Annotated in this window: 19 protein-coding genes; 5 read left to right on the top strand and 14 right to left on the bottom strand. The window is 73.0% G+C overall.

Annotated elements, in window-relative coordinates; all coding sequences use genetic code 11:
* The 6 genes from AB4030_RS07845 to AB4030_RS07820 form a co-directional block, all read right to left on the bottom strand.
* On the bottom strand, nucleotides 1-336 hold the full coding sequence (locus AB4030_RS07845) for a DUF6510 family protein (protein ID WP_442278646.1): 336 nt from the start codon (nucleotides 334-336) through the stop codon (nucleotides 1-3).
* Nucleotides 337-349: 13 nt separating this feature from the next.
* Nucleotides 350-1,117, bottom strand: a complete 768-nt coding sequence (locus AB4030_RS07840; RefSeq protein ID WP_442278645.1) for a ferredoxin reductase — start codon at nucleotides 1,115-1,117, stop codon at nucleotides 350-352.
* Nucleotides 1,087-1,686 carry a sulfite oxidase-like oxidoreductase gene (locus AB4030_RS07835; protein ID WP_442278644.1) on the bottom strand — a complete coding sequence of 200 codons (600 nt, stop codon included), beginning with the start codon at nucleotides 1,684-1,686 and terminating at the stop codon, nucleotides 1,087-1,089. The genes AB4030_RS07840 and AB4030_RS07835 overlap by 31 nt, the downstream gene beginning before the upstream one ends.
* A 53-nt stretch (nucleotides 1,687-1,739) precedes the next feature.
* Nucleotides 1,740-4,328, bottom strand: a complete 2,589-nt coding sequence (locus AB4030_RS07830) for an ATP-binding protein (RefSeq protein WP_442278643.1) — start codon at nucleotides 4,326-4,328, stop codon at nucleotides 1,740-1,742.
* Nucleotides 4,329-4,498: 170 nt separating this feature from the next.
* On the bottom strand, nucleotides 4,499-4,660 hold the full coding sequence (locus tag AB4030_RS07825) for a hypothetical protein (protein WP_442278642.1): 162 nt from the start codon (nucleotides 4,658-4,660) through the stop codon (nucleotides 4,499-4,501).
* 21 nt (nucleotides 4,661-4,681) lie between these two features.
* On the bottom strand, nucleotides 4,682-4,966 hold the full coding sequence (locus AB4030_RS07820) for a DUF4242 domain-containing protein (RefSeq protein WP_442278641.1): 285 nt from the start codon (nucleotides 4,964-4,966) through the stop codon (nucleotides 4,682-4,684).
* Nucleotides 4,967-5,147: 181 nt separating this feature from the next.
* Between AB4030_RS07820 and AB4030_RS07815 the strand changes: the two genes are divergently transcribed.
* Together AB4030_RS07815 and AB4030_RS07810 are read left to right on the top strand one after the other, a co-directional pair.
* Nucleotides 5,148-5,942: an enoyl-CoA hydratase/isomerase family protein gene (locus AB4030_RS07815; protein WP_442278640.1), complete on the top strand. Its 795-nt coding sequence runs from the start codon at nucleotides 5,148-5,150 to the stop codon at nucleotides 5,940-5,942.
* The gene (locus AB4030_RS07810) at nucleotides 5,939-7,477 is read left to right on the top strand and encodes an acyl-CoA synthetase (RefSeq protein WP_442278639.1); all 1,539 of its coding nucleotides are present in this window, start codon (nucleotides 5,939-5,941) and stop codon (nucleotides 7,475-7,477) included. Before AB4030_RS07815 ends, AB4030_RS07810 begins: the two co-directional genes overlap by 4 nt.
* 14 nt (nucleotides 7,478-7,491) lie before the next feature.
* Here AB4030_RS07810 and AB4030_RS07805 read toward each other — a convergent pair whose 3' ends face one another.
* A complete protein-coding gene (locus AB4030_RS07805) occupies nucleotides 7,492-8,472 on the bottom strand; it encodes a YdcF family protein (protein ID WP_442278638.1) in 981 nt (326 codons plus the stop codon).
* Between the two features lie 78 nt (nucleotides 8,473-8,550).
* Here AB4030_RS07805 and AB4030_RS07800 point away from each other — a divergent pair, with 78 nt between their 5' ends.
* Nucleotides 8,551-9,951 carry an alanine--tRNA ligase-related protein gene (locus tag AB4030_RS07800; RefSeq protein ID WP_442278637.1) on the top strand — a complete coding sequence of 467 codons (1,401 nt, stop codon included), beginning with the start codon at nucleotides 8,551-8,553 and terminating at the stop codon, nucleotides 9,949-9,951.
* On the opposite strand, the gene AB4030_RS07795 is transcribed toward AB4030_RS07800, so the two are convergent.
* The 7 genes from AB4030_RS07795 to pdxY form a co-directional block, all read right to left on the bottom strand.
* The gene (locus AB4030_RS07795; RefSeq protein ID WP_442278636.1) at nucleotides 9,929-10,720 is read right to left on the bottom strand and encodes an HNH endonuclease family protein; all 792 of its coding nucleotides are present in this window, start codon (nucleotides 10,718-10,720) and stop codon (nucleotides 9,929-9,931) included. The genes AB4030_RS07800 and AB4030_RS07795 overlap by 23 nt on opposite strands.
* A 100-nt stretch (nucleotides 10,721-10,820) precedes the next feature.
* The gene (locus AB4030_RS07790; protein ID WP_442278635.1) at nucleotides 10,821-11,417 is read right to left on the bottom strand and encodes an AAA family ATPase; all 597 of its coding nucleotides are present in this window, start codon (nucleotides 11,415-11,417) and stop codon (nucleotides 10,821-10,823) included.
* Nucleotides 11,418-11,441: 24 nt separating this feature from the next.
* The gene (locus AB4030_RS07785; RefSeq protein WP_442278634.1) at nucleotides 11,442-12,638 is read right to left on the bottom strand and encodes a hypothetical protein; all 1,197 of its coding nucleotides are present in this window, start codon (nucleotides 12,636-12,638) and stop codon (nucleotides 11,442-11,444) included.
* A 79-nt stretch (nucleotides 12,639-12,717) separates the two neighbouring features.
* Entirely contained in the window at nucleotides 12,718-13,383 is a 666-nt protein-coding gene (locus tag AB4030_RS07780) for a response regulator (RefSeq protein WP_442278633.1), read from the bottom strand.
* Nucleotides 13,380-14,471 carry a sensor histidine kinase gene (locus tag AB4030_RS07775; protein WP_442278632.1) on the bottom strand — a complete coding sequence of 364 codons (1,092 nt, stop codon included), beginning with the start codon at nucleotides 14,469-14,471 and terminating at the stop codon, nucleotides 13,380-13,382. The genes AB4030_RS07780 and AB4030_RS07775 overlap by 4 nt, the downstream gene beginning before the upstream one ends.
* A 78-nt stretch (nucleotides 14,472-14,549) precedes the next feature.
* Nucleotides 14,550-15,815: an ATP-binding protein gene (locus tag AB4030_RS07770; protein WP_442278631.1), complete on the bottom strand. Its 1,266-nt coding sequence runs from the start codon at nucleotides 15,813-15,815 to the stop codon at nucleotides 14,550-14,552.
* A 242-nt stretch (nucleotides 15,816-16,057) separates the two neighbouring features.
* Nucleotides 16,058-16,906 (bottom strand): pyridoxal kinase PdxY, encoded by an 849-nt coding sequence (gene pdxY, locus AB4030_RS07765; protein ID WP_442278630.1) that lies wholly within the window; start codon nucleotides 16,904-16,906, stop codon nucleotides 16,058-16,060.
* An 82-nt stretch (nucleotides 16,907-16,988) separates the two neighbouring features.
* Here pdxY and AB4030_RS07760 point away from each other — a divergent pair, with 82 nt between their 5' ends.
* Both AB4030_RS07760 and AB4030_RS07755 read left to right on the top strand, forming a co-directional pair.
* A complete protein-coding gene (locus AB4030_RS07760; protein WP_442278629.1) occupies nucleotides 16,989-17,312 on the top strand; it encodes a rhodanese-like domain-containing protein in 324 nt (107 codons plus the stop codon).
* 31 nt (nucleotides 17,313-17,343) lie between these two features.
* The gene (locus AB4030_RS07755; protein WP_442278628.1) at nucleotides 17,344-17,817 is read left to right on the top strand and encodes a CD225/dispanin family protein; all 474 of its coding nucleotides are present in this window, start codon (nucleotides 17,344-17,346) and stop codon (nucleotides 17,815-17,817) included.
* The last annotated feature ends 14 nt before the right edge of the window (nucleotides 17,818-17,831 follow it).

Below are 17,831 nucleotides of genomic sequence, written 5' to 3'. Positions count from 1 at the left end.
TCACGATGGGGCTGCGTGGTTGCGTGGGGTGGGGACGCGCAGCGAGGTGACGCCGCCGAGGTCGAGCCACACGGCGTCGGGCGTGCGGACGACCCGGAGCAGCACGTCGTCGCAGCCCGGGCAGCGGCCGACGAGCCCGGGCTCGGGACCGTAGACGCGCAGCGTGGCGACCTCCGCGGCCCTCCCGCAGCCGCGGCAGCGGACCACCGCCGCCGTGACGTCGAGGGCGAACAGCTCGGACAGCGGTCCGGCCATGACGTTGCCGTCCCAGGCGGCCCCAGCGCCGTGCGTGCCGTCCCCGCCCTGCGCGCCGTCGCGCTCATCGATGCCGGTCATGGTGGTCGCCTCCTCACGGGCCGCTCGGCCCGAATCGCTCTGTCCTGACGCGGTCGGGCGCGTGGCCGAGCCCGACGAGCAGGTCGGCCGCGGCCTCGACGAAGCCCGTCGGCCCGCAGACGTAGCAGGTGGGCGCGTCCTCGGCGGTCCACCCCGGCGCGACGAGATCCTCCGCCTGCAGCCGCCCGACAGGGCGCGGGTCCCCGTCCGGGACACGCCGCGTGTGGACGAGGTGCACCCCGACGCCAGCGGTGGCGGCGCGCGCCTCGAGCTCGTCGCGGTAGATGACGTCCTCGGGCTCGCGCACCGAGTAGACGAGCCGGAAGCGCGGTGCACCCGACGCGTCCTGTCCGGCGCGGGCCCTGAGCATCGACATGAGCGGCACCACGCCCGAGCCACCGGCGACGAGCAGCACGGGCTCGGGCTGGCCTGCGCGCCAGACGAACCAGCCGCCGACCGGACCGCGCAGCCGCACCGCGTCGCCGACGGCGAGACCGTCGGCGAGGAAGCTCGAGACCTCGCCGTCGGGGACACGCTGGACGGTCAGCTCGACGTGGTCGCCCCGCTCGGGTGCCGACACGGAGTAGCTCCGCGTCGCGGTGTAGCCGTCGGGAGCCGTGAGCCGCACGTCGACGTGCTGACCGGGCAGGTGTCCCGGCCAGTCCGGGACGTCGAGGACGAGGGTCACCGCGCTGTCGGTCTCGGGACGTCGCTCGACGAGCGTGGCCTCACGCCAGGCCCGCCGGGCGCTCAGTCCCCCTGGTACCGCTGCTCGCGCCATGGGTCCCCGTAGTCGTGGTAGCCGAGCTGCTCCCAGAAGCCGGGTGAGTCCTCGAGCATCAGCTCGATACCGCGCACCCACTTGGCCGACTTCCAGAAGTAGAGGTGGGGCACGAGCAGCCTGGCGGGGCCGCCGTGCTCGGGCCGCAGGTCGTCCCCGTCGAACTCGAACGCGACCCACGCCTGCCCGTCGAGGAGGTCCTCGAGCGGCAGGTTGGTCGTGTAGCCCCCGTAGCTGTGCACCATCGCGAAGTCGGCGGCCGTCTCGACGTCGGCCAGGAGCGTGTCGAGCGAGACGCCGCGCCATTGCGTGTCGAGCTTGGACCAGCTCGTGACGCAGTGGATGTCGACGGTCACCGTCTCGGCCGGGAGGGCCATGAGCTCCTGCCACGACCACGTGTGCCGGGTGCCGTCCTCGGCACTGACCCAGAGCTCCCACTCGTCGTGGTCGACCGGCGGCGTCGGACCCGCTGACAGCACCGGAAAGTCACCGGTGAGGTACTGCCCCGGGGGCAGCCGCTCGTCCCGACCTCGGGGACGACCCTGGAACCCTCGCGTGACGAAGTCCATGCCCAGCCACTGTACGGGCCCTCGGACCGAGCCGGACGGCATACGCCAGCAGGTCAGTCCAGGCCGAGCTCGGCGGCGCGCCGCACGATCTCGCGCCGGGTGCGCAACCCCAGGCGCCCCAGGACGGCCGAGACGTGGTGGTCGACCGTCTTCGGCGAGATGAAGAGGTCGCGGGCCAGTTCGGCGTTCGTCAGGCCCCGGGCGACGAGGCGCGCGACGTCGAGCTGCCGGTTCGTCAGGCCCGACGGGTTGGCGCGTGTGCTCGCCCGGCGACGCGGCGGGACCGCGTTCAGCCCGCGCTCGCGCAGGACAGCCCGGGCGCGGGTGGCCGAGGCTGCCGCCGGCAGGCGCTCGAGGTCCCAGACGGCGCGCGCGGCCCGGGTCTCGTCGTCGCCGTGGACCGCCGCCAGGGCAGCCTCGTACGGCGCACCGAGCTCGGTCCAGGCCGCTGCGGCGGCGTCGTGACGACCGGCGAGCTCCAGGCGGAACGGCTCGGCCACCCCGTCCCGGAGCGCCTCCGAACCCGCGTCCCGTCCGATCCGGGCCAGCCACACGAGGAGGTCACCGACCGCCCACTGCACCCCCGACAGGCCGACGACGTCGTCCAGCGTGGCGGTGGCCGCGTCCAGTCGAGAATCGGGTTCGCCGGTCAGCCACGACCCCTCGGCGAGCGCCGACAGCACGGGCAGGTGGGCCAGGGGCTCGTCGAGCCGCTGCGCGACGATCCAGGCGGCATCGAGGTGTTCGGTCGCGGACCTCCCCGCCGGTGCCTCGCCGGTCCTGAGCGCCACCAGCCCCCGCACGAGATGCGGCCACATCATCGCCAGCGGCATGCCCTGCCCGTCGATGACGGCGTCGGCGTCCTCGAGCGCCGCCGCCCAGCGGGCCCGCTGGAAGTGCAGGCGCGCCCGCATCCCGATCTGCCACTGGTTGCACACGGGGATGTCGCGCTCGACCGTGATCGGGATCGACTGGTCGAGCACCCCCTCGGCCTCCCGGAAGCGCCGGTGCTCGATGTCGATCGCCGACAGGTTGGAGTATGCCGTCGTCCCCACCTCGTCGAACGAGCGCTCCAGGGCGACGGCCGCGTGCATGAGCAGCCGCCCCCGAGCGTTGAGCGTGCCGCGGAGCAGCTCGCTCGCGTCCTCGATGATGTCGCAGCGGAGCCCGACGGCGTCGTCCCCGCGCCGGGCGGCCACCTCGCGTGCCAGCCGGCTGATCGCGTCGGCGGTCTGGTGGTCGTGCCGGCGGTAGGCGAGGTAGGCCTGCGTGGCGCAGGCCGAGGCGAAGGCCGCCGTGTCGTCGCGGGCCACCGCGAGGCGGGCGTGCTGCTCGGCCTCGCGGCGTCGGGCGGAGTAGTACTCGATGATGGCGCCCCGGTCGTGCGCCGCGGCCATCCCGCGGACGTCGCCGACGCGCTCCCAGAGCCGGATGGCGTCCGTGATGGAACCGATCGCCTCGGGGAGCCGGCTCACCATGTACTGCTCCTGGCCGAGCGCCTCGAGCATGCGGGCCCGGGCCGCCGACTCGTCGTCGCCGCGGTCGAGGGCCAACGTCAGGAAGGCGACCGCCTCGGTGTGCGAGCCGGCGCGGGCGGCGTCCTCGGCGGCCAGGGCGGCATACCGGCTGGTCCGTGACCGGTCGTGCGCGGCGTCGGCGTGATGCGTCAGCACGGCGTGGTCGCTCGACCGGACCCGCTCGAGCGCGTCGAGCAGCCGGCGGTGCAGTCCGCTCTCGGCGCCGAGCGGGATGGAGGTGCGCACCGCTCGACGAGCCAGCTCGTGCCGGAAGCCGATCCCGCGTCGCGAGCGCACGAGCAGCCCGGTCGCGTCGAGGCGCCGCAGGCAGGCAGCGTCCACGCCGAGCAGCGGCAGGAGCCGGTCGTCGATACCGTCCGGCGCCGTCGCGACGAGCTGGAGCACCTCGAGGTCGTCGTCGGCCAGCTCGCTCGTGCCGGCCAGCACGGCGTCACGCACCGACGCGGGCAGCCCACTGCCGGCGTGGCGACCGATCTCACTGACGTAGAAGGGGTTTCCCCCGGTGAGCCGGTGGACGCCACCTGCGTCGAGCCCGGTGCCGTCGAGCAGCACGCCCACGGCGTCGACGCTGAGCGGCGGGAGGGCGATGAGGTCGGAGTTCTCGAGCCGGGCCAGGTCGCCGAGCAACGGTCGCAACGGGTGGGTCGTGCCGATCTCCACGTCGCGGTAGGTCAGCACGAGCAGGACGGGGAGGGCGTCGATGCGCCGCACGAGGAAGCGCAGCGCCTCGACCGACGCCTCGTCGATCCACTGGACGTCCTCGACGACGACCGTCGTCGGCCCCGTCGACCCGGTCGGCCAGGTGGACACGGCCGTGACGAGGAGCGCCTCGACGTCCCCGCGGCCGGGCGTGCCGGGCGGCTGGTCCACGCCGAGCTCGGCCAGGATGTCGCGGACCGGGCCGAGCGGACGTGGCGTCGTGAGCGGGTCGCAGAGCCCGCGCACGACGCGCCCGCCGGTCGGGGTGGACGTCGCGGCACGAAGCAGGCTGGTCTTGCCCGCTCCTGCCTCGCCGGTGACGGCGACCACCTGCCCCGACCGGGCGCTGTCCCCCATCGCCCGGCGGAGCCGCGCGAGCTCACGCTCGCGCTCCAAGAGCCCCACCGTCGAAGCGTAGAGCGGCCGGCCCGCTGCCACACCGGCATTTTCCCGCGACGCCGGCTCCCTCGCCAACACACCCGGTAACGGTCAACCCGGCACTGATGCAACCGTGCGGCCTTGACCGTAGCCGGGTGTGTTGCGGGTGAGGCGTCCCGCGTGGGCGCCGCTCCGGGTCAGGCGGCCTCGCCGTGCCGACGCTGGCGTCGCACCGCGAGCGAGATCTCGCGGGCACTGCGCTGCAGACCCCGGTGCCGGTGCGACCGGCGGTCGGGCGCCTCCCCGTGGCGCTGGCGCGCGAGCTCGCGCACGAGCGCGTACAGCTGGCTGTCGACCATGCTCTCTCCCTCCCCCGGCCCTCAGGCCGCGACGTGGTCCGCGGTGTGCGGGCCGATCTCGTCGACGACCTCGGAGACGAGGTTCGCCGGAAAGCCGCCGCGGCGGGCGTGCTCGAGGATCGCCTCGGCCTCGTCGGCCTCGTGGACGCAGTAGATCTTGTCGCCGGCGACGTAGCTCGTGACCCAGGTGTAGGGCACTCCGAGGGAGTCGACGGCGGCGTTGGACGTGCGTGCGATCTCGCGCAGGTCGTCCTTGGTCATCGACGAGGCCCCAGGGACCTCGCGCTCGATGAGGAATCGCTTCATGGTGCTTCCTTCTGTGTGGTGTTGCGCCGACGGTCGTCGACGCACCACCAGAGTGCGGTCGCGGGGCGAGGTGCCACATCGGGCGCACCTCCCCATGTTTCGACCGGACCGGGTCGGCGACCTCCCTACGTTATGACGGTCACTCCGCCCCATCCGCCGGCCGGGCAGGCAGGATGAACCCGTGACGACGACGCTGCCCAAGCTGTCGGTGTCGGACGGCGTGGCCACGATCCGGCTCGCGCGACCCGACGCGGGCAACGCCGTGGACCTGCCGACCGCCATCGCGTTGCGCGATGCGGTCGAAGGGATCTCGGAGGCCCTCGACGAGATCCACGTCGTCGTGCTCCGCGCGGACGGCCGGCTCTTCTGCGCCGGCGGTGACGTCCGCGCCATGGCTGCCGCGCCCGACCGGCCGGCCTTCGTCGCCGAGCTGGCCGGCGTGCTGCACGACGCACTGGACACGCTGCGCGCCCTGCCCGTCCCCGTCGTCGCCGTCGTCCAGGGCACTGCGGCCGGTGCAGGCGTGGGGCTCGTCCTCGCAGCCGACGTGGTGCTGGCCGCCGACCACGCCACCTTCGTCGCAGCCTACCCCTCCGTCGGGTTGTCGCCCGACTGCGGCGTCAGCGCGCTGCTGCCCGCGGCGGTCGGTGCCCGCCGGGCTGCGCTCTTCCTGCTGACCGGCACGCCCGTCGACGCCGCGACGGCGCTCGACTGGGGGCTGGTCACCGAGGTGTGCCCAGCCGAGACGCTCGACGCGCGCGCCGGGGAGGTCGTCGCCGCGATCGCCGCGCTGCCGCGCCAGGCCGTGGGCGAGGCGGCGCGTCTGCTGCGCCGGTCGGGCGAGCGGCCGTATGCAGCCCAGCTCGCCGACGAGGCCGCGACCATCGCGCGCCTCTCGGCCACCGCCGAGGCCGGCGCCCTGCTCGCCTCGTTCGCCCCAGCCCCCGCCCACCCGACCCCCGGAGACAGCCCATGAGCGCGACCACCTCGAGCACCGTCGACGACATCGTCCGCCGGAGCGCGAGCCGCCACCCCGACCGGGTGGCCCTCGTCTTCGACGACCGTACGTGGACGTATGCCGCCCTCGACGACGCCGTCTCACGCGCGGCCGCGCACCTCCTTGGCCTCGGGCTCACCGCTGGCGACCGGGTTGCGACCGTGGGGGTCAACTCCGACGCCTACCTGCTCGCCTTCCTCGGATGTGCGAGAGCAGGCCTCGTCCACGTGCCGATCAACTACGCGCTGACCGGCCGCGAGCTGACCTACCTGCTGCGCGACTCGGGGGCGCGAGTGGCCCTCGTCGACGTGGCGCTGCGCGACTCCGTCGAGGCGGTCCGCGGCGACACCGACCTCGAGCAGGTGCTGCTCCTCCACGGCGGCGACGACGCGCTCCTGCCACGGTGGAGCGAGGGCGACGTGCCCGTGCTGGACGTCGAGACCCGCGACACCGACCTCGTCCAGCTGCTCTACACCTCGGGCACGACGTCCCAGCCCAAGGGCGCGATGATGACGCACCGGGCCCTCGTCCACGAGTACGTCTCGAGCATCGTCGCGCTCGACCTGCGCGTGGACGACGCGCCGCTGCACTCGATGCCGCTCTACCACTCGGCCCAGATGCACGTCTTCCTGCTGCCCTACCTCGCGGTCGGCGCGACGAACCACCTGCTGACCCGGCCCGACGTGGAGACGATCCTCGAGCGCGTCCAGACCCACCGCATCGGCTCGCTCTTCCTCGCGCCCACGGTGTGGGTGCCGCTGTCGAACCACCCGGCCCTCGACACGGCCGACCTCACGTCGCTGCACAAGGCGTACTACGGCGCGTCGATCATGCCGGTCCCGGTGCGAGACCGGCTCCAGCAGCGGCTGCCCGAGCTCGGCTTCTGGAACTGCTTCGGCCAGTCCGAGATCGGCCCGCTGGCCACGGTGCTGCGCCCCGAGGAGCACGCCGAGCGGCCCGAGGCCTGCGGCCGGACGGTGCTCTTCGTCGAGGCCCGCGTCGTCGACCCGGAGGGCTCCGACGTCCCGGCCGGCGAGCCGGGCGAGCTGCTCTACCGCTCACCCCAGCTGTGCACCGGCTACTGGAACAAGCAGGACGCCACGAGCGAGGCCTTCCGCGACGGGTGGTTCCACTCCGGCGACCTCGTCACGCGCGACGAGGCCGGCTACCTCACCGTCGTCGACCGCATCAAAGACGTCATCAACACCGGCGGCGTCATGGTCGCGTCCCGTGAGGTCGAGGACGCGCTCTACACGCACCCCGCCGTCGGCGAGGTCGCCGTCATCGCGACCCCGCACGACAGGTGGGTCGAGGCGGTCACGGCCGTCGTCGTGCTCCGTGCCGGGCAGACCGTCACCGAGAGCGAGCTCGTCGACCACGCCCGCACGACCCTCGCGCCGTTCAAGCTGCCCAAGGCGATCCACTTCGTCGACGAGCTGCCCCGCAACCAGAGCGGCAAGCTGCTCAAGAGGGTGCTCCGCGACGACCTGGCGCAGCAGGCCGCCCCGCGCTGACCGAGCGGTCCGGGTCAGCGGAGGGGGACGGCATACGCGAGGTAGGCCGTCCCCGCGGTCCACACGCCGAGGCCGACGAGGTTGGTCCGGGGGTGGAGCGTCAGCGCGGCGAGGAGCTCGCGCAGGAACGCGCTGGGCAGGAAGTACCACGCGGTCGGCGCGGCGGTCACGTCGGCGTCGATGCCGAGGCTGCGCGTCAGCAGCGCGGCCCGTCCGACGTGGTAGCTGCTCGTCACGACCCGGAGGTGGCCCGCGTCGGCGAGCCCCCGGGCACGGAGGATCTCACGCGAGAGCAGCAGGTTCTCCTCCGTCGTCGTCGACCGGTCCTCCGTCGCGACCGCCTCCGCGGGGATGCCGTGGGCGACGAGGTATGCCGTCATGGCCACTCCCTCGGCCATCGGCTCGTCGTCGCCCTGTCCGCCGCTCGGGACGAGGAGCGGGTCGTGGCCGAGGGCGCGCTCGTCGTGCCAGGCCGCGAGGGCGGCGTCGAGGCGGTGGGCGAGCAGCGTCGGCACGGTGCCGTTGACGAGGCCTGACCCGAGGACGATGAGCGCCGACGGGGCCGGGCGGGGTCGCCGACGGTCGTAGGCGAGGCAGTAGAGGGCGTAGGCGACGAGCACCAGGCCGGGATAGCCCGGCAGCAGGAGCACGACGACACCGACGACCCCCAGCAGGGTCGGGCTCGGCGGGAAGAGCCAGATCGCGAGGACGGTCGCCGTCACCATCGCCACCCCGAGCACGAGGGACAACGCGTTGGTGCGGCTGCGACCCTCCGGGCGAACGACGCGCAGTCCGGTGCCGAGGAAGAGGAGCCCGAGCAGCATCGCTCCGACCCAGGGCAGCACGAGCGGGGAGGCGCCGACGGCGGTCGTCGCAGCCCAGAGGGCTCCGAGAAGGAGAACGCCGGTGCGCCACTGTCGCGGCTCGGTGCGCACGGTGAGGGCGAAGAGGACGAGGAACGCCGCCACGAGGACGAGGTCGACAAGGGGGCGCATGCGACGAGCATGCCCTCCCGGACCCTTCGCCACGAAACCGGCTGGTGGGCAGCACCTTCCGGGGTGTCGAATCGAGGCATGGACGCAGACGAGATCCGCAGCGCGTTCCTCGACCACCTGGCCGGCCGCGGCCACGCGGTCATCCCGCGCGCGTCGCTGGTCCCCGACGACGACCCGACGACGCTCTTCACCGGCAGTGGGATGCAGCCGCTGCTGCCCTACCTGCTCGGCGACGACCACCCGGCCGGCCGCCGCCTCGTCGACAGCCAGACCTGCCTGCGCGTGCAGGACATCGAGGAGGTCGGTGACAACCGGCACACGACCTTCTTCGAGATGCTCGGCAGCTGGAGCCTCGGCGACTACTTCAAGCCCGAGCAGCTGCGGCAGTTCTGGGACTTCCTCACCGGGACGGTGGGGTTGGACCCCGCCCGGCTCTACGTGTCGTGCTTCATCGGTGAGGAGGCACACGGCATACCGAAGGACGACGAGTCGGCGGCACTGTGGCGGGAGCTGTTCACGGCGGCGGGCGTCCCGGCCGACCAGGTCGAGCTCGGCACCGAGGAGCACGCGGCACGGGTCGGGACCGGTGGTGCGCGGATCGCCTTCTACGGCAACAAGAACTGGTGGTGCCGCGAGGGCAGCCCGGAGCGGATGCCGGTCGGCGAACCGGGCGGCCCGGACACCGAGGTCTTCTACCTCTTCCCCCACGTCGAGCACGACCCGACCTACGGCGAGCACTGCCACCAGAACTGCGACTGCGGCCGGTTCATCGAGCTCGGCAACTCCGTCTTCATGAAGTACCGCCGCACCGAGAGCGGCTTCGAGCCCCTGCCACGCCGCAACGTCGACTACGGCGGAGGGCTCGAGCGCATCGCCGCCGCAGCGCTCGACACCTCCGACGTCTTCCGGATCAGCCTGCTGTGGCCGATCATCGAGCGGCTCCAGGAGCTGTCGGGGCGCACCTACGAGGACGAGACGCTTGCCATGCGGGTCATCGCCGACCACCTGCGCGGGCCGACGTTCCTCGCTGTCGACGGCGTGCGCCCGAGCAACAAGGCGCAGGGCTACGTCCTGCGCCGGCTCGTGCGCCGGGCCGTCCGGTTCGCCGTCGACCTCGGCATCGAGGACAACTTCTTCCCGCACGTCATCCCGACGATCGCCGGCATCTACGCTGGCGCCTACCCCGAGGTGGCAGCCGCGGCCGACGCGGTGGCGGACCTCCTCGCGCGCGAGGAGCAGGTCTTCCGGCGCACGCTGCGGCGCGGCCTCGAGCGGCTGGAGGGTCACCGGGACACTGGCGTCACCGGTGCCGACCTCTTCGTGCTCTACGACACCTACGGCTTCCCGGTCGAGCTGTCGACGGAGGTGGCGCGCGCGGAGGGCATCGTCGTCAGCCGCACGTGGCGTGAGGAGTTCGACGAGCACATGGCGGCCCAGCGGGCGCGCTCGCGAGGGGTCAGCGCGCCGCGCAGCCGGTGAGGACGCGCGCGATCTGAGCTTGCTCCGCGGGCGTGACCCACAGGTGGTAGCGCTGCTTCACGGTGACCTGGCGCGCCACGTAGGTGCAGCGGAAGGCCTTGTTGGGCGGCAGCCAGGACGCGGCGTCGGCGTCGCCCTTGGCGCCGTTGGTCGGTCCGTCGACGGCGAGCAGGTTGAGGGGGTCGTTCGCGAGAGTCCGGCGCTGCGTCGGCGTCAGCTGCTGGGCGCCGGTGACCCAGGCGTCGCCGAGCGCGACGACGTGGTCGATCTGCACCATCGCGGAGCTCGAGCGTCCCCGGGCGAAGACGATGAGGTGGCCGGTGTAGGGGTCGGCGAGTGTGCCCGAGAGCACGACGCACCCATGCGTACCGGGCTTGAGCGCCTCGGCCGTGAGGTCGCGCCGGAGCACGTCGTTGCGGGTGTCGCAGCCGTTGTGGCCGCCGTCGACGTCGACGTCGTCGCTCCACGCGGGGCCGAACTCGGCGCGCGTGTAGCCCGTCTTCGGCGCCCGGCCCTTGACCGGGAGGGTGCCGAGAGCCACCACGGCCGCGCGGGCCTGTGCCCGCGTCAGGCTCGGGACAGGCTGCGGCGCCGACGGGCTCGTCGTGCCTCGCTGCTCCACCCGGGTCGCGGTGTGCGGGACACCGGCGCCGGGTGACGACGACGGGAGGCCGCACGCAGCCAGCAGCCAGGGCGCGGCGGCGGCGGAGACCGCGAGGAAGACCCGGCGCAGGACGGGCCGAGGGGCGCGGAGACGGGTCGAGCTCACTGCATGCACGGTGGGAAACCCTGCCACCTCATGGAATTCACTCCATGGCTGGGTGGCAGGTCCGCCGGTTCGCAGGCTCAGCCCGCTCGCGGGCCGGACATCACACGTCGGTTCGCCGGGCGTACTGGTCGGGCAAGGACGGCCAGCGCTGGGAGGCCCACTCCGACCAGGTCGCGTGCCCGGGCGGAACGGGTGGGATCCGGCCGCCCCGCAGCTCCTCGTCGTCCGGCGCCTGGAACTGGCCGCGCCACTGCTCGAGCTCGACGTCGCTCATGTGGAACGTCTGGTCGGGCGTGGCCGCGAAGCGACGGGTGACCCGTCGGCGTTGCTCCTCGTGGTCGACCGGCAGGTAGACGACCTGGCTGCGCGCACCGACGGCGCCCGCGATCCAGCGGAGCGCCGAACGCTCGTCGGTGCCCCAGAACCCGAAGTCGAAGACGACGTCGGTGCCGAGCTCCGCGGCCCGCATGCCGATCTGCACCAGCTTGCCCTCGACGAGATCACGCTTGTCCGGTGGGTTCTGGTCACCGAAGAGCATCAGCTGCCACTCGTCCGGCGTCAGCCGGAGGGCCGACGCGCTGACCTCGAGCTCCTTCGCGCGAGTCGTCTTGCCGGCGCCGGGAAGGCCGACGATCAGGTAGACGGTCGCAGGTCCGACAGGCGGATCGCTCGGGTCGAGGCGGTCGTGGGCAGGCATGCAGGGCTCCTGAGGGATGTCAGGTCAGACGACACTAACGGGCTGCCCGGCCGACGGTCGGTGCTCGGGGGCCTGACCGACGGCTCGGTCCAGGGCCGGGATGCCGAGTGCCATGACGACGTAGAGGCCGCTTGCCACGAGAGGAAGGGCGGTGGGTTCGAAGCCGTGCGCGCCGACGGTCAGACCGTTGAGGACCAGAAGGACGCCTGACAGGGCTCCCGTGACACCGGCCAGACGGACACGGGTGCCGAGGTGGGCGCCGAGGTGAGCCTGTCGCAGCAGGCCTGCAGCGACCGTCATCAGCGTGATCCCGAGCAGGATGGCAAAGAACGAGTTCACGCCCCACTCCAGCCAGCGCACCGCCTCAGCGGCGGCGAACCGGGACGCCCGGTCTGCGGGGTCTGCGGCCGCCCACGCGTCGACCGCCCTCTTGAGGGCGACGCCGTCCACGGCCATGTTCACGGCGATGAGGGCCACGGTGGCGGCCGCCGCCGCGTCGCCGACCCGCACGAGGGACCGGGGAACGCCGACTCGTTGCAGGGCACGGCCCGCAGTCAGCAACCCGGCGACGACCACTGTCGCCGACAGGAACTGGAGGTCATGGACCCACACCCAGTCCGCGCTGTGGGCGTACTCGGCGAAGACGGCCTCGTGGGAGTTCGGCGGCTCCTCGTGCGGATGCAGGATGCCGCCCACGACGGCCAGGACGGCGCCGGTGACGAGCAGGACCGCGGAGAGCCGGCCGGTGCGCGAGCCACGTGGGACACCGTCCCCGCTGCGGGCCGAGGTGGCGCCGCCCGGGGTGTGCGGACGCCAGGCCAGGTAGGCGGCCATGAGCGCGAACATCCCGACGTGGCCCCAGGTGAGCAGGTGCTCGCCGGGAAGGACGCCGAGCCAGTAGGGCACCAGCAGGACGAGGAAGGGCAGCACCATGACGGCGGACATCTCCGCGATGTGCCGGCGTGCATGCCGTCGCACCCACATCCAGGCCGCCATGCCGACGGTCATGTCGAAGGCCATGGTCAGGGCCATGACGTCCGGGCGGCCGGTCAGGCCGGGCCACGCGGCGTCCCAGACGATGCCGAGCACCCCCATGCCGACGACTATCGCGAGGGTCATCTCGAGGTATGCCGTGAGGAAGCGGCCGAGCCGCGTGTGGAGGAGCCGGCGGGCCAGGGCGCGAGGCGTACGGTCCGCATACGAGGTCGAGTACGTTGTCATGCCGACGATGGTCGGTCCGGAGGGCCGCACCCCGGACGTGCCAGAGGTCACCTTCGAGGTCACCCCGACGGCATGACCCTCACAGCAGGCCGAGGGCTTGGGCCCGGAGCGCCGCCTGCGCGCGGTCTCGGACGCCGAGCTTGGCGAGGACGTTGGTGACGTGGTTCTTGACGGTGCCCTCGGACAGGTACAGGCGCTCGGCGGTCTCCCGGTTGCTGAGCCCGTCGGCGAGGGCCCGAAGGACCTCCAGCTCACGGTGGGTGAGCGGGTCGACGAGCGGCTGCGGGCGCGGCTCGTGCGGGAGGTCGGGCAGCCGGCTCATCCGGGCCAGCACCTTGGCGGCGACCGACGGCTGCAGCACGGACTCGCCGCGGGCCGCCGCGAGCACGGCCTCGACGAGCCGGGACGCGGTGGCGTCCTTGAGCAGGTAGCCGACGGCGCCGGCGCGCAGGGCGGGGAAGACCTCGTCGTCGCCGTCGAAGGTCGTGAGGACGAGCACCCGCACGTCGGGATGTTCGACGCGCAGCCGCTGCGTCGCGGCCACGCCGTCGAGCACGGGCATCCGCAGGTCCATGAGGACGACGTCCGGTCGCAGCGTGGCCACGAGCTCCAGCGCTTCGGCCCCGTCCGCCGCGGCGCTCACGACCTCGACCTCCTCGTGCACGTCCAGGAGCGTCGTCAGGGCCTCACGGAACAACGTCTGGTCGTCGACGACGAGCACCCGCACGGGGCGGTCAGGGCTCATCCCGGCACCTCGACGCGGACGGTCACGCCGGCGCCCGGTGCCGACTCGACGGTGAGGGAGCCGCCGAGCCGATCGACCCGCTCACGGATGCCGACCAGGCCGAACCCGCCGCCGTCGTGGCGCGCGAGGCCGCACCCGTCGTCGCGCACCTCCAGACTCACCGAGTCCGGCAGGTAGGCGAGCCGGATCACGGCGGCGTGAGCGCGCGCGTGCTTGCGCACGTTGGTGAGGCCCTCCTGGGCGGCACGATAGAGGGCCACCTGGGCGTCGTGGTCGAGCCGGCGTTCGGTGCCCACGACGTCCACGGACGTGGGCAGGCCGGCCGCCTCGCTCTCGCCGGCCAGCGTCGTCAGCTGCTCCGGGAGCCGCTGGGCCGGTCGCGCCTCGCGCAGGGCGGCCACCGACTCGCGGACCGACGTCAACGCCTGGCGCGCCTGGTCCTCCGCCTGGCTGAGCAGGCGGTCGGCCCGAGCGGGGTCGCTGCTCATCACCGCCCGCGCGGCCTGGACCTGCATGCCGACGACCGTGAGGTGGTGCCCCAGCCCGTCGTGGATGTCCCGGGCCACGCGGGTGCGTTCCCGCATGGTCGCCAGCTCCTCGGCCTGCGCACTGAGGTCGCGCAGCCGGTCGTTGGCCACGGCCAGCTCCGACCGGGCCTGCTGCTCACGCAGGTGCAGCGTGGCCAGGACGAAGGCGAACGCGCACGCGAGCCCCGTGCTGACGACCTGCCGCAGCCCGTCGACCATGGGCATCCCGACATGGACCAGCGGGACGAGCAGCGCGACGATGACCGCCCAGCCGAGGGGCAGCAGCACGACGGCCTGCACGACCACCACGAYGAGCAGCAGGGTGCTGCCGACGCCGGGACCGGCGACGTCGAAGACGACGAACCCGAGCACCAGCGCAACGGCCAGGTGGACGACTGCGGCCAGGCGTCCACGGCCGAGCGCCCAGCGGTAGCCGGCCACCGACCAGGCCACGAACACGGCCCCGAGGACACCGGCCGGCAGGATCGAGCCGCTGGGAGCGGCCTCGAGCAGCATCACCAGCCACGCTGCTACTGCCAGCGTCGGCAGCGCCCGGTTCACCGTCCCAATGTCGCGCCCGCCTCAGAACGCGTCAACCACGCCCGGCCAGCGGGTTCGTCGCGGTCAGACCGCCAACGCTCAGGACTGGGTGCGCAGGTAGCGGCCGAAGTGCGGCACGGTGAAGGCGATGAGGCCCCGCTCCCCGGAGTAGATGAGGCCCTTCTTGATGAGGGCGTCCCGGGCGGGCGAGAGCGACTGCGGCTTGCGCCCCAGCACGTCCGCCACCGCGGACGTCGGCACCGCCTCGCGCTCGGCCACCCCTTCGCGGACGTATGCCGCCACGTCGTCCGGGGATCCCTCACCTCCCGAATCCGCTTCGCCTGCAAGCGGGTTCACGAGGGCGGCGTCCGCCATGGCACGGAGGTACTCGCGCTCCGCGGGCGTCGCCCGCTCGAAGCGGGAGCCGAAGAAGCCCACGGCGAGCTCGGACTCCGCCTCCGGCACGGCGACGCGGATGTCCTCGGCGGTCACGGGCGAGGAGGGCGCGACGTCCCACACGACCTTGCCGTAGGCCTGGATGAAGTACGGGTAGCCGGCGGTGACGGCATACATCTCGTCGAGGGCCTCGGGGGTGAACTCGCAGCCCTCCTCCGCTGCCGGTCCGACGAGCGCACGGTCGGCGGAGTCGCGCGGCAGCCGGTCGATGCGCGAGTAGCGGAACAGCCTCTCCGAGTAGGACTTCGACGCCGAGAGGACAGCCGGCAGGTGCGGCAGCCCGGCGCCGACGACGATGACGGGCAGGCCCGACTGCGAGATCTCGTGGCAAGCCGCGCAGAGCGCCGACACGTCCTCGGGGTCGAGGTCCTGCATCTCGTCGATGAAGAAGGCGACGCCCTTGCCGACATCGGCCGCGAGTCCCCCGATGTCGGTGAACAGCTCGACGAGGTCGATCTCGATGTCGCCCGAGTCGGCGCGTCCGGTGACGGCCGGAGCGTCGATGCCGGGCTGCCACCTCTCGCGCAGCTTGGCTCCCGTGGGGGTGTCACGCAGCGCGAAGGCCTTGATGCTGCCCAGCACCTGGTCGATGTCCTCCCCGCGCGGGTGGCCGAGCTCGCGCACGGCCTGGTGCGCGGCTGCGGCGAGCGGGCGGCGCAGCCGCTGGTCGGGACGAGCCTCGAACTTGCCGGTGCCCCAGTCGGCGCGGACGGCGGACGAGCGGAGCGCGTTGAGCAGCACCGTCTTGCCCACGCCGCGCAGTCCGGTCAGCACGATCGAGCGCTCGGCACGGCCGCGGGCGATGCGCTCGAGCACGACGTCGAAAGTGCGCAGCTGCTCGTCGCGACCGGCGAGCTCGGGCGGGCGCTGGCCCGCGCCCGGGGCATACGGGTTCGTGATCGGGTCCACGCTCGGAGGCTATACGCGTCTCTACCGGAAACCTGAGACATCCGAATAGGGCCTCATCGGCGCGTCGCGGAGACTCTCTCCCACCCACCGGTACGCGTCGACCGGCACCGACTGGCGCTGATCCGACGAGCCTCACTTCGGAATCCGAAGGATGCGGGCACATGAAGACGCCGTTCCGCATGGTCAGGGGTGGTCATGCGGAACGGCGCGATGCGACTATAACCCGGTCGGCTGTGGAACCGTCAACCGATGCGAACGATGTCGAAGACTTCGTCGGGCCGGGCGATGGCGTCCTGCTCCTGGACGAGGCGCATCTCGTCCGAGCCGCTGGCGTGGGTGCGCTCCAGCACGGCATACATCGACGCGGCCGTACGGCGCAGGGCCACCTGCGGACCGTCCGTCAGGTAGTGCGCGAGGAAGATCGCGGCGGTGACGTCGCCCCCGCCGCGGACGGTCATCGGCAGCATCGGCGTCGTGACGACCCAGGCGTCGTCGGCGGTGATGCAGGCCATCTGGATCGAGCCCTCGGGGGTGTCGGAGGTCAGGGCGCTCGTGACGAGCACCACCGTGGGCCCCTGCGCCACGAGCTCACGTGCCGCGGCGACGAGGTCGGCCTCGGTGGCGACCTCGCGGCCGACGAGGAACTCGAGCTCGAACTGGTTCGGGGTGACGATGTCGGCTTTGGGCACGACGTGGTCGCGCAGGTACTCGGGGATGCCCTCCCGGACGAAGAACCCGCGTCCCACGTCGCCCATGACCGGGTCGCAGCAGTAGATCGCCGCGGGGTTGGCGGCCTTGACCCGCGCGACGGCGTCGAGCACGACCTCGCCGACCGCCTCGGCCCCCTGGTAGCCGGAGAGCACGGCGTCGATCGTCGGGAAGGCCCCGCGCTCCTCGACGCCGTCGATGACGGCCGCGACGTCGGCCGGCGCGATGAGCGGGCCCCGGGTCGAGCCGTAGCCGGTGTGGTTCGAGAAGGTCACCGTGAGCACGGGATAGACCTCGTGCCCGAGCCGCTGGAGCGGGAAGACCGCGGCCGAGTTGCCGGCGTGGCCGTAGGCGACGTGAGACTGGATCGACAGGATCTTCACGGCCCCCACCCTAACCACGCGGGGTGAGCGGTCCCCCTCATCTGCTGGGGCTCGCGGGCGCCGCCGTGTCAGGATGGATCCCATGAGCGCGATCCCCACGACGACCGTGTCCGAGCTGCCCGACGACGCCGTCCTCGTCGACGTCCGCGAGGCCGACGAGTGGGCTGCCGGCCATGCCCCCAACGCCATCCACATCCCGCTCGGCGAGCTGCCGTCGCGCATCGACGAGCTGCCCGAGACCGACGACACCGTCGCCGTCGTGTGTCGCATGGGAGGCCGGTCGGCCCGTGCCGTGCAGTGGCTCGTGCACCAGGGCTACGACGTCGCCAACGTCGAGGGCGGCATGGTCGAGTGGCAGCGTGCCGGCAAGCAGCTCACCGCCGACGGCCAACCCAGCATCATCTGATCCCCGCGATCTGACAGGAAGTGGCGCGCACGTGACCCACCGGAGCAGCCAGGACGACGCGTCCGAGCCGGACCCGACGGTCGACTCGTGGTCGGCGTGGCTGCCACGCCTCGACCCGTCGACGACCCCGCTCCCGCAGGCGTCGGCGCCACCAGACTCCGCCATCCCGCCGGCCCCGGTCCCGCCGCCGGCCGCCCCGCCCGGCCCACCGATGAGGTGGTATGCCGCGTCGCCCCCGCCACCCCTCGGAGGCCCTCAGCCCTACACCCCACCCCCACCGAACCGGCTCGCCCTCGCGATCCTGTGCACCATCTTCTGCTTCACGCCCTTCGGCATCGTCGCGATCGTCAAGGCGACCTCCGTCAACTCCCTCTGGGCACAAGGTCGCTGGGGCGAGGCGTACCGCACGTCGCGCTCGGTCAAGAACTGGTGCATCCTCGCCGCCCTCGCGTGGCCCGGTTCAGCCCTCCTCTTCGCCTGCACCGGCATGCTCGGGATGCTCTGACCCGGCGCCGGGCC

Source organism: Terrabacter sp. 2YAF2 (assembly GCF_052114705.1).
GTDB lineage: Bacteria > Actinomycetota > Actinomycetes > Actinomycetales > Dermatophilaceae > Terrabacter.
This window is presented reverse-complemented; position numbering and strand designations above follow the sequence as displayed.

Bases quoted from the DNA above. Each gene is read 5' to 3' on its own strand.
- AB4030_RS07800 (WP_442278637.1), top strand. From the start codon at position 8,551: ATGGACGCAGACGAGATCCGCAGCGCGTTCCTCGACCACCTGGCCGGC.
- AB4030_RS07840 (WP_442278645.1), bottom strand. From the start codon at position 1,117: ATGGCGCGAGCAGCGGTACCAGGGGGACTGAGCGCCCGGCGGGCCTGG.
- AB4030_RS07810 (WP_442278639.1), top strand. From the start codon at position 5,939: ATGAGCGCGACCACCTCGAGCACCGTCGACGACATCGTCCGCCGGAGC.
- AB4030_RS07805 (WP_442278638.1), bottom strand. From the start codon at position 8,472: ATGCGCCCCCTTGTCGACCTCGTCCTCGTGGCGGCGTTCCTCGTCCTC.
- AB4030_RS07820 (WP_442278641.1), bottom strand. From the start codon at position 4,966: ATGAAGCGATTCCTCATCGAGCGCGAGGTCCCTGGGGCCTCGTCGATG.
- AB4030_RS07835 (WP_442278644.1), bottom strand. From the start codon at position 1,686: ATGGACTTCGTCACGCGAGGGTTCCAGGGTCGTCCCCGAGGTCGGGAC.
- AB4030_RS07785 (WP_442278634.1), bottom strand. From the start codon at position 12,638: ATGACAACGTACTCGACCTCGTATGCGGACCGTACGCCTCGCGCCCTG.
- AB4030_RS07790 (WP_442278635.1), bottom strand. From the start codon at position 11,417: ATGCCTGCCCACGACCGCCTCGACCCGAGCGATCCGCCTGTCGGACCT.
- AB4030_RS07780 (WP_442278633.1), bottom strand. From the start codon at position 13,383: ATGAGCCCTGACCGCCCCGTGCGGGTGCTCGTCGTCGACGACCAGACG.
- AB4030_RS07845 (WP_442278646.1), bottom strand. From the start codon at position 336: ATGACCGGCATCGATGAGCGCGACGGCGCGCAGGGCGGGGACGGCACG.
- AB4030_RS07760 (WP_442278629.1), top strand. From the start codon at position 16,989: ATGAGCGCGATCCCCACGACGACCGTGTCCGAGCTGCCCGACGACGCC.
- AB4030_RS07825 (WP_442278642.1), bottom strand. From the start codon at position 4,660: ATGGTCGACAGCCAGCTGTACGCGCTCGTGCGCGAGCTCGCGCGCCAG.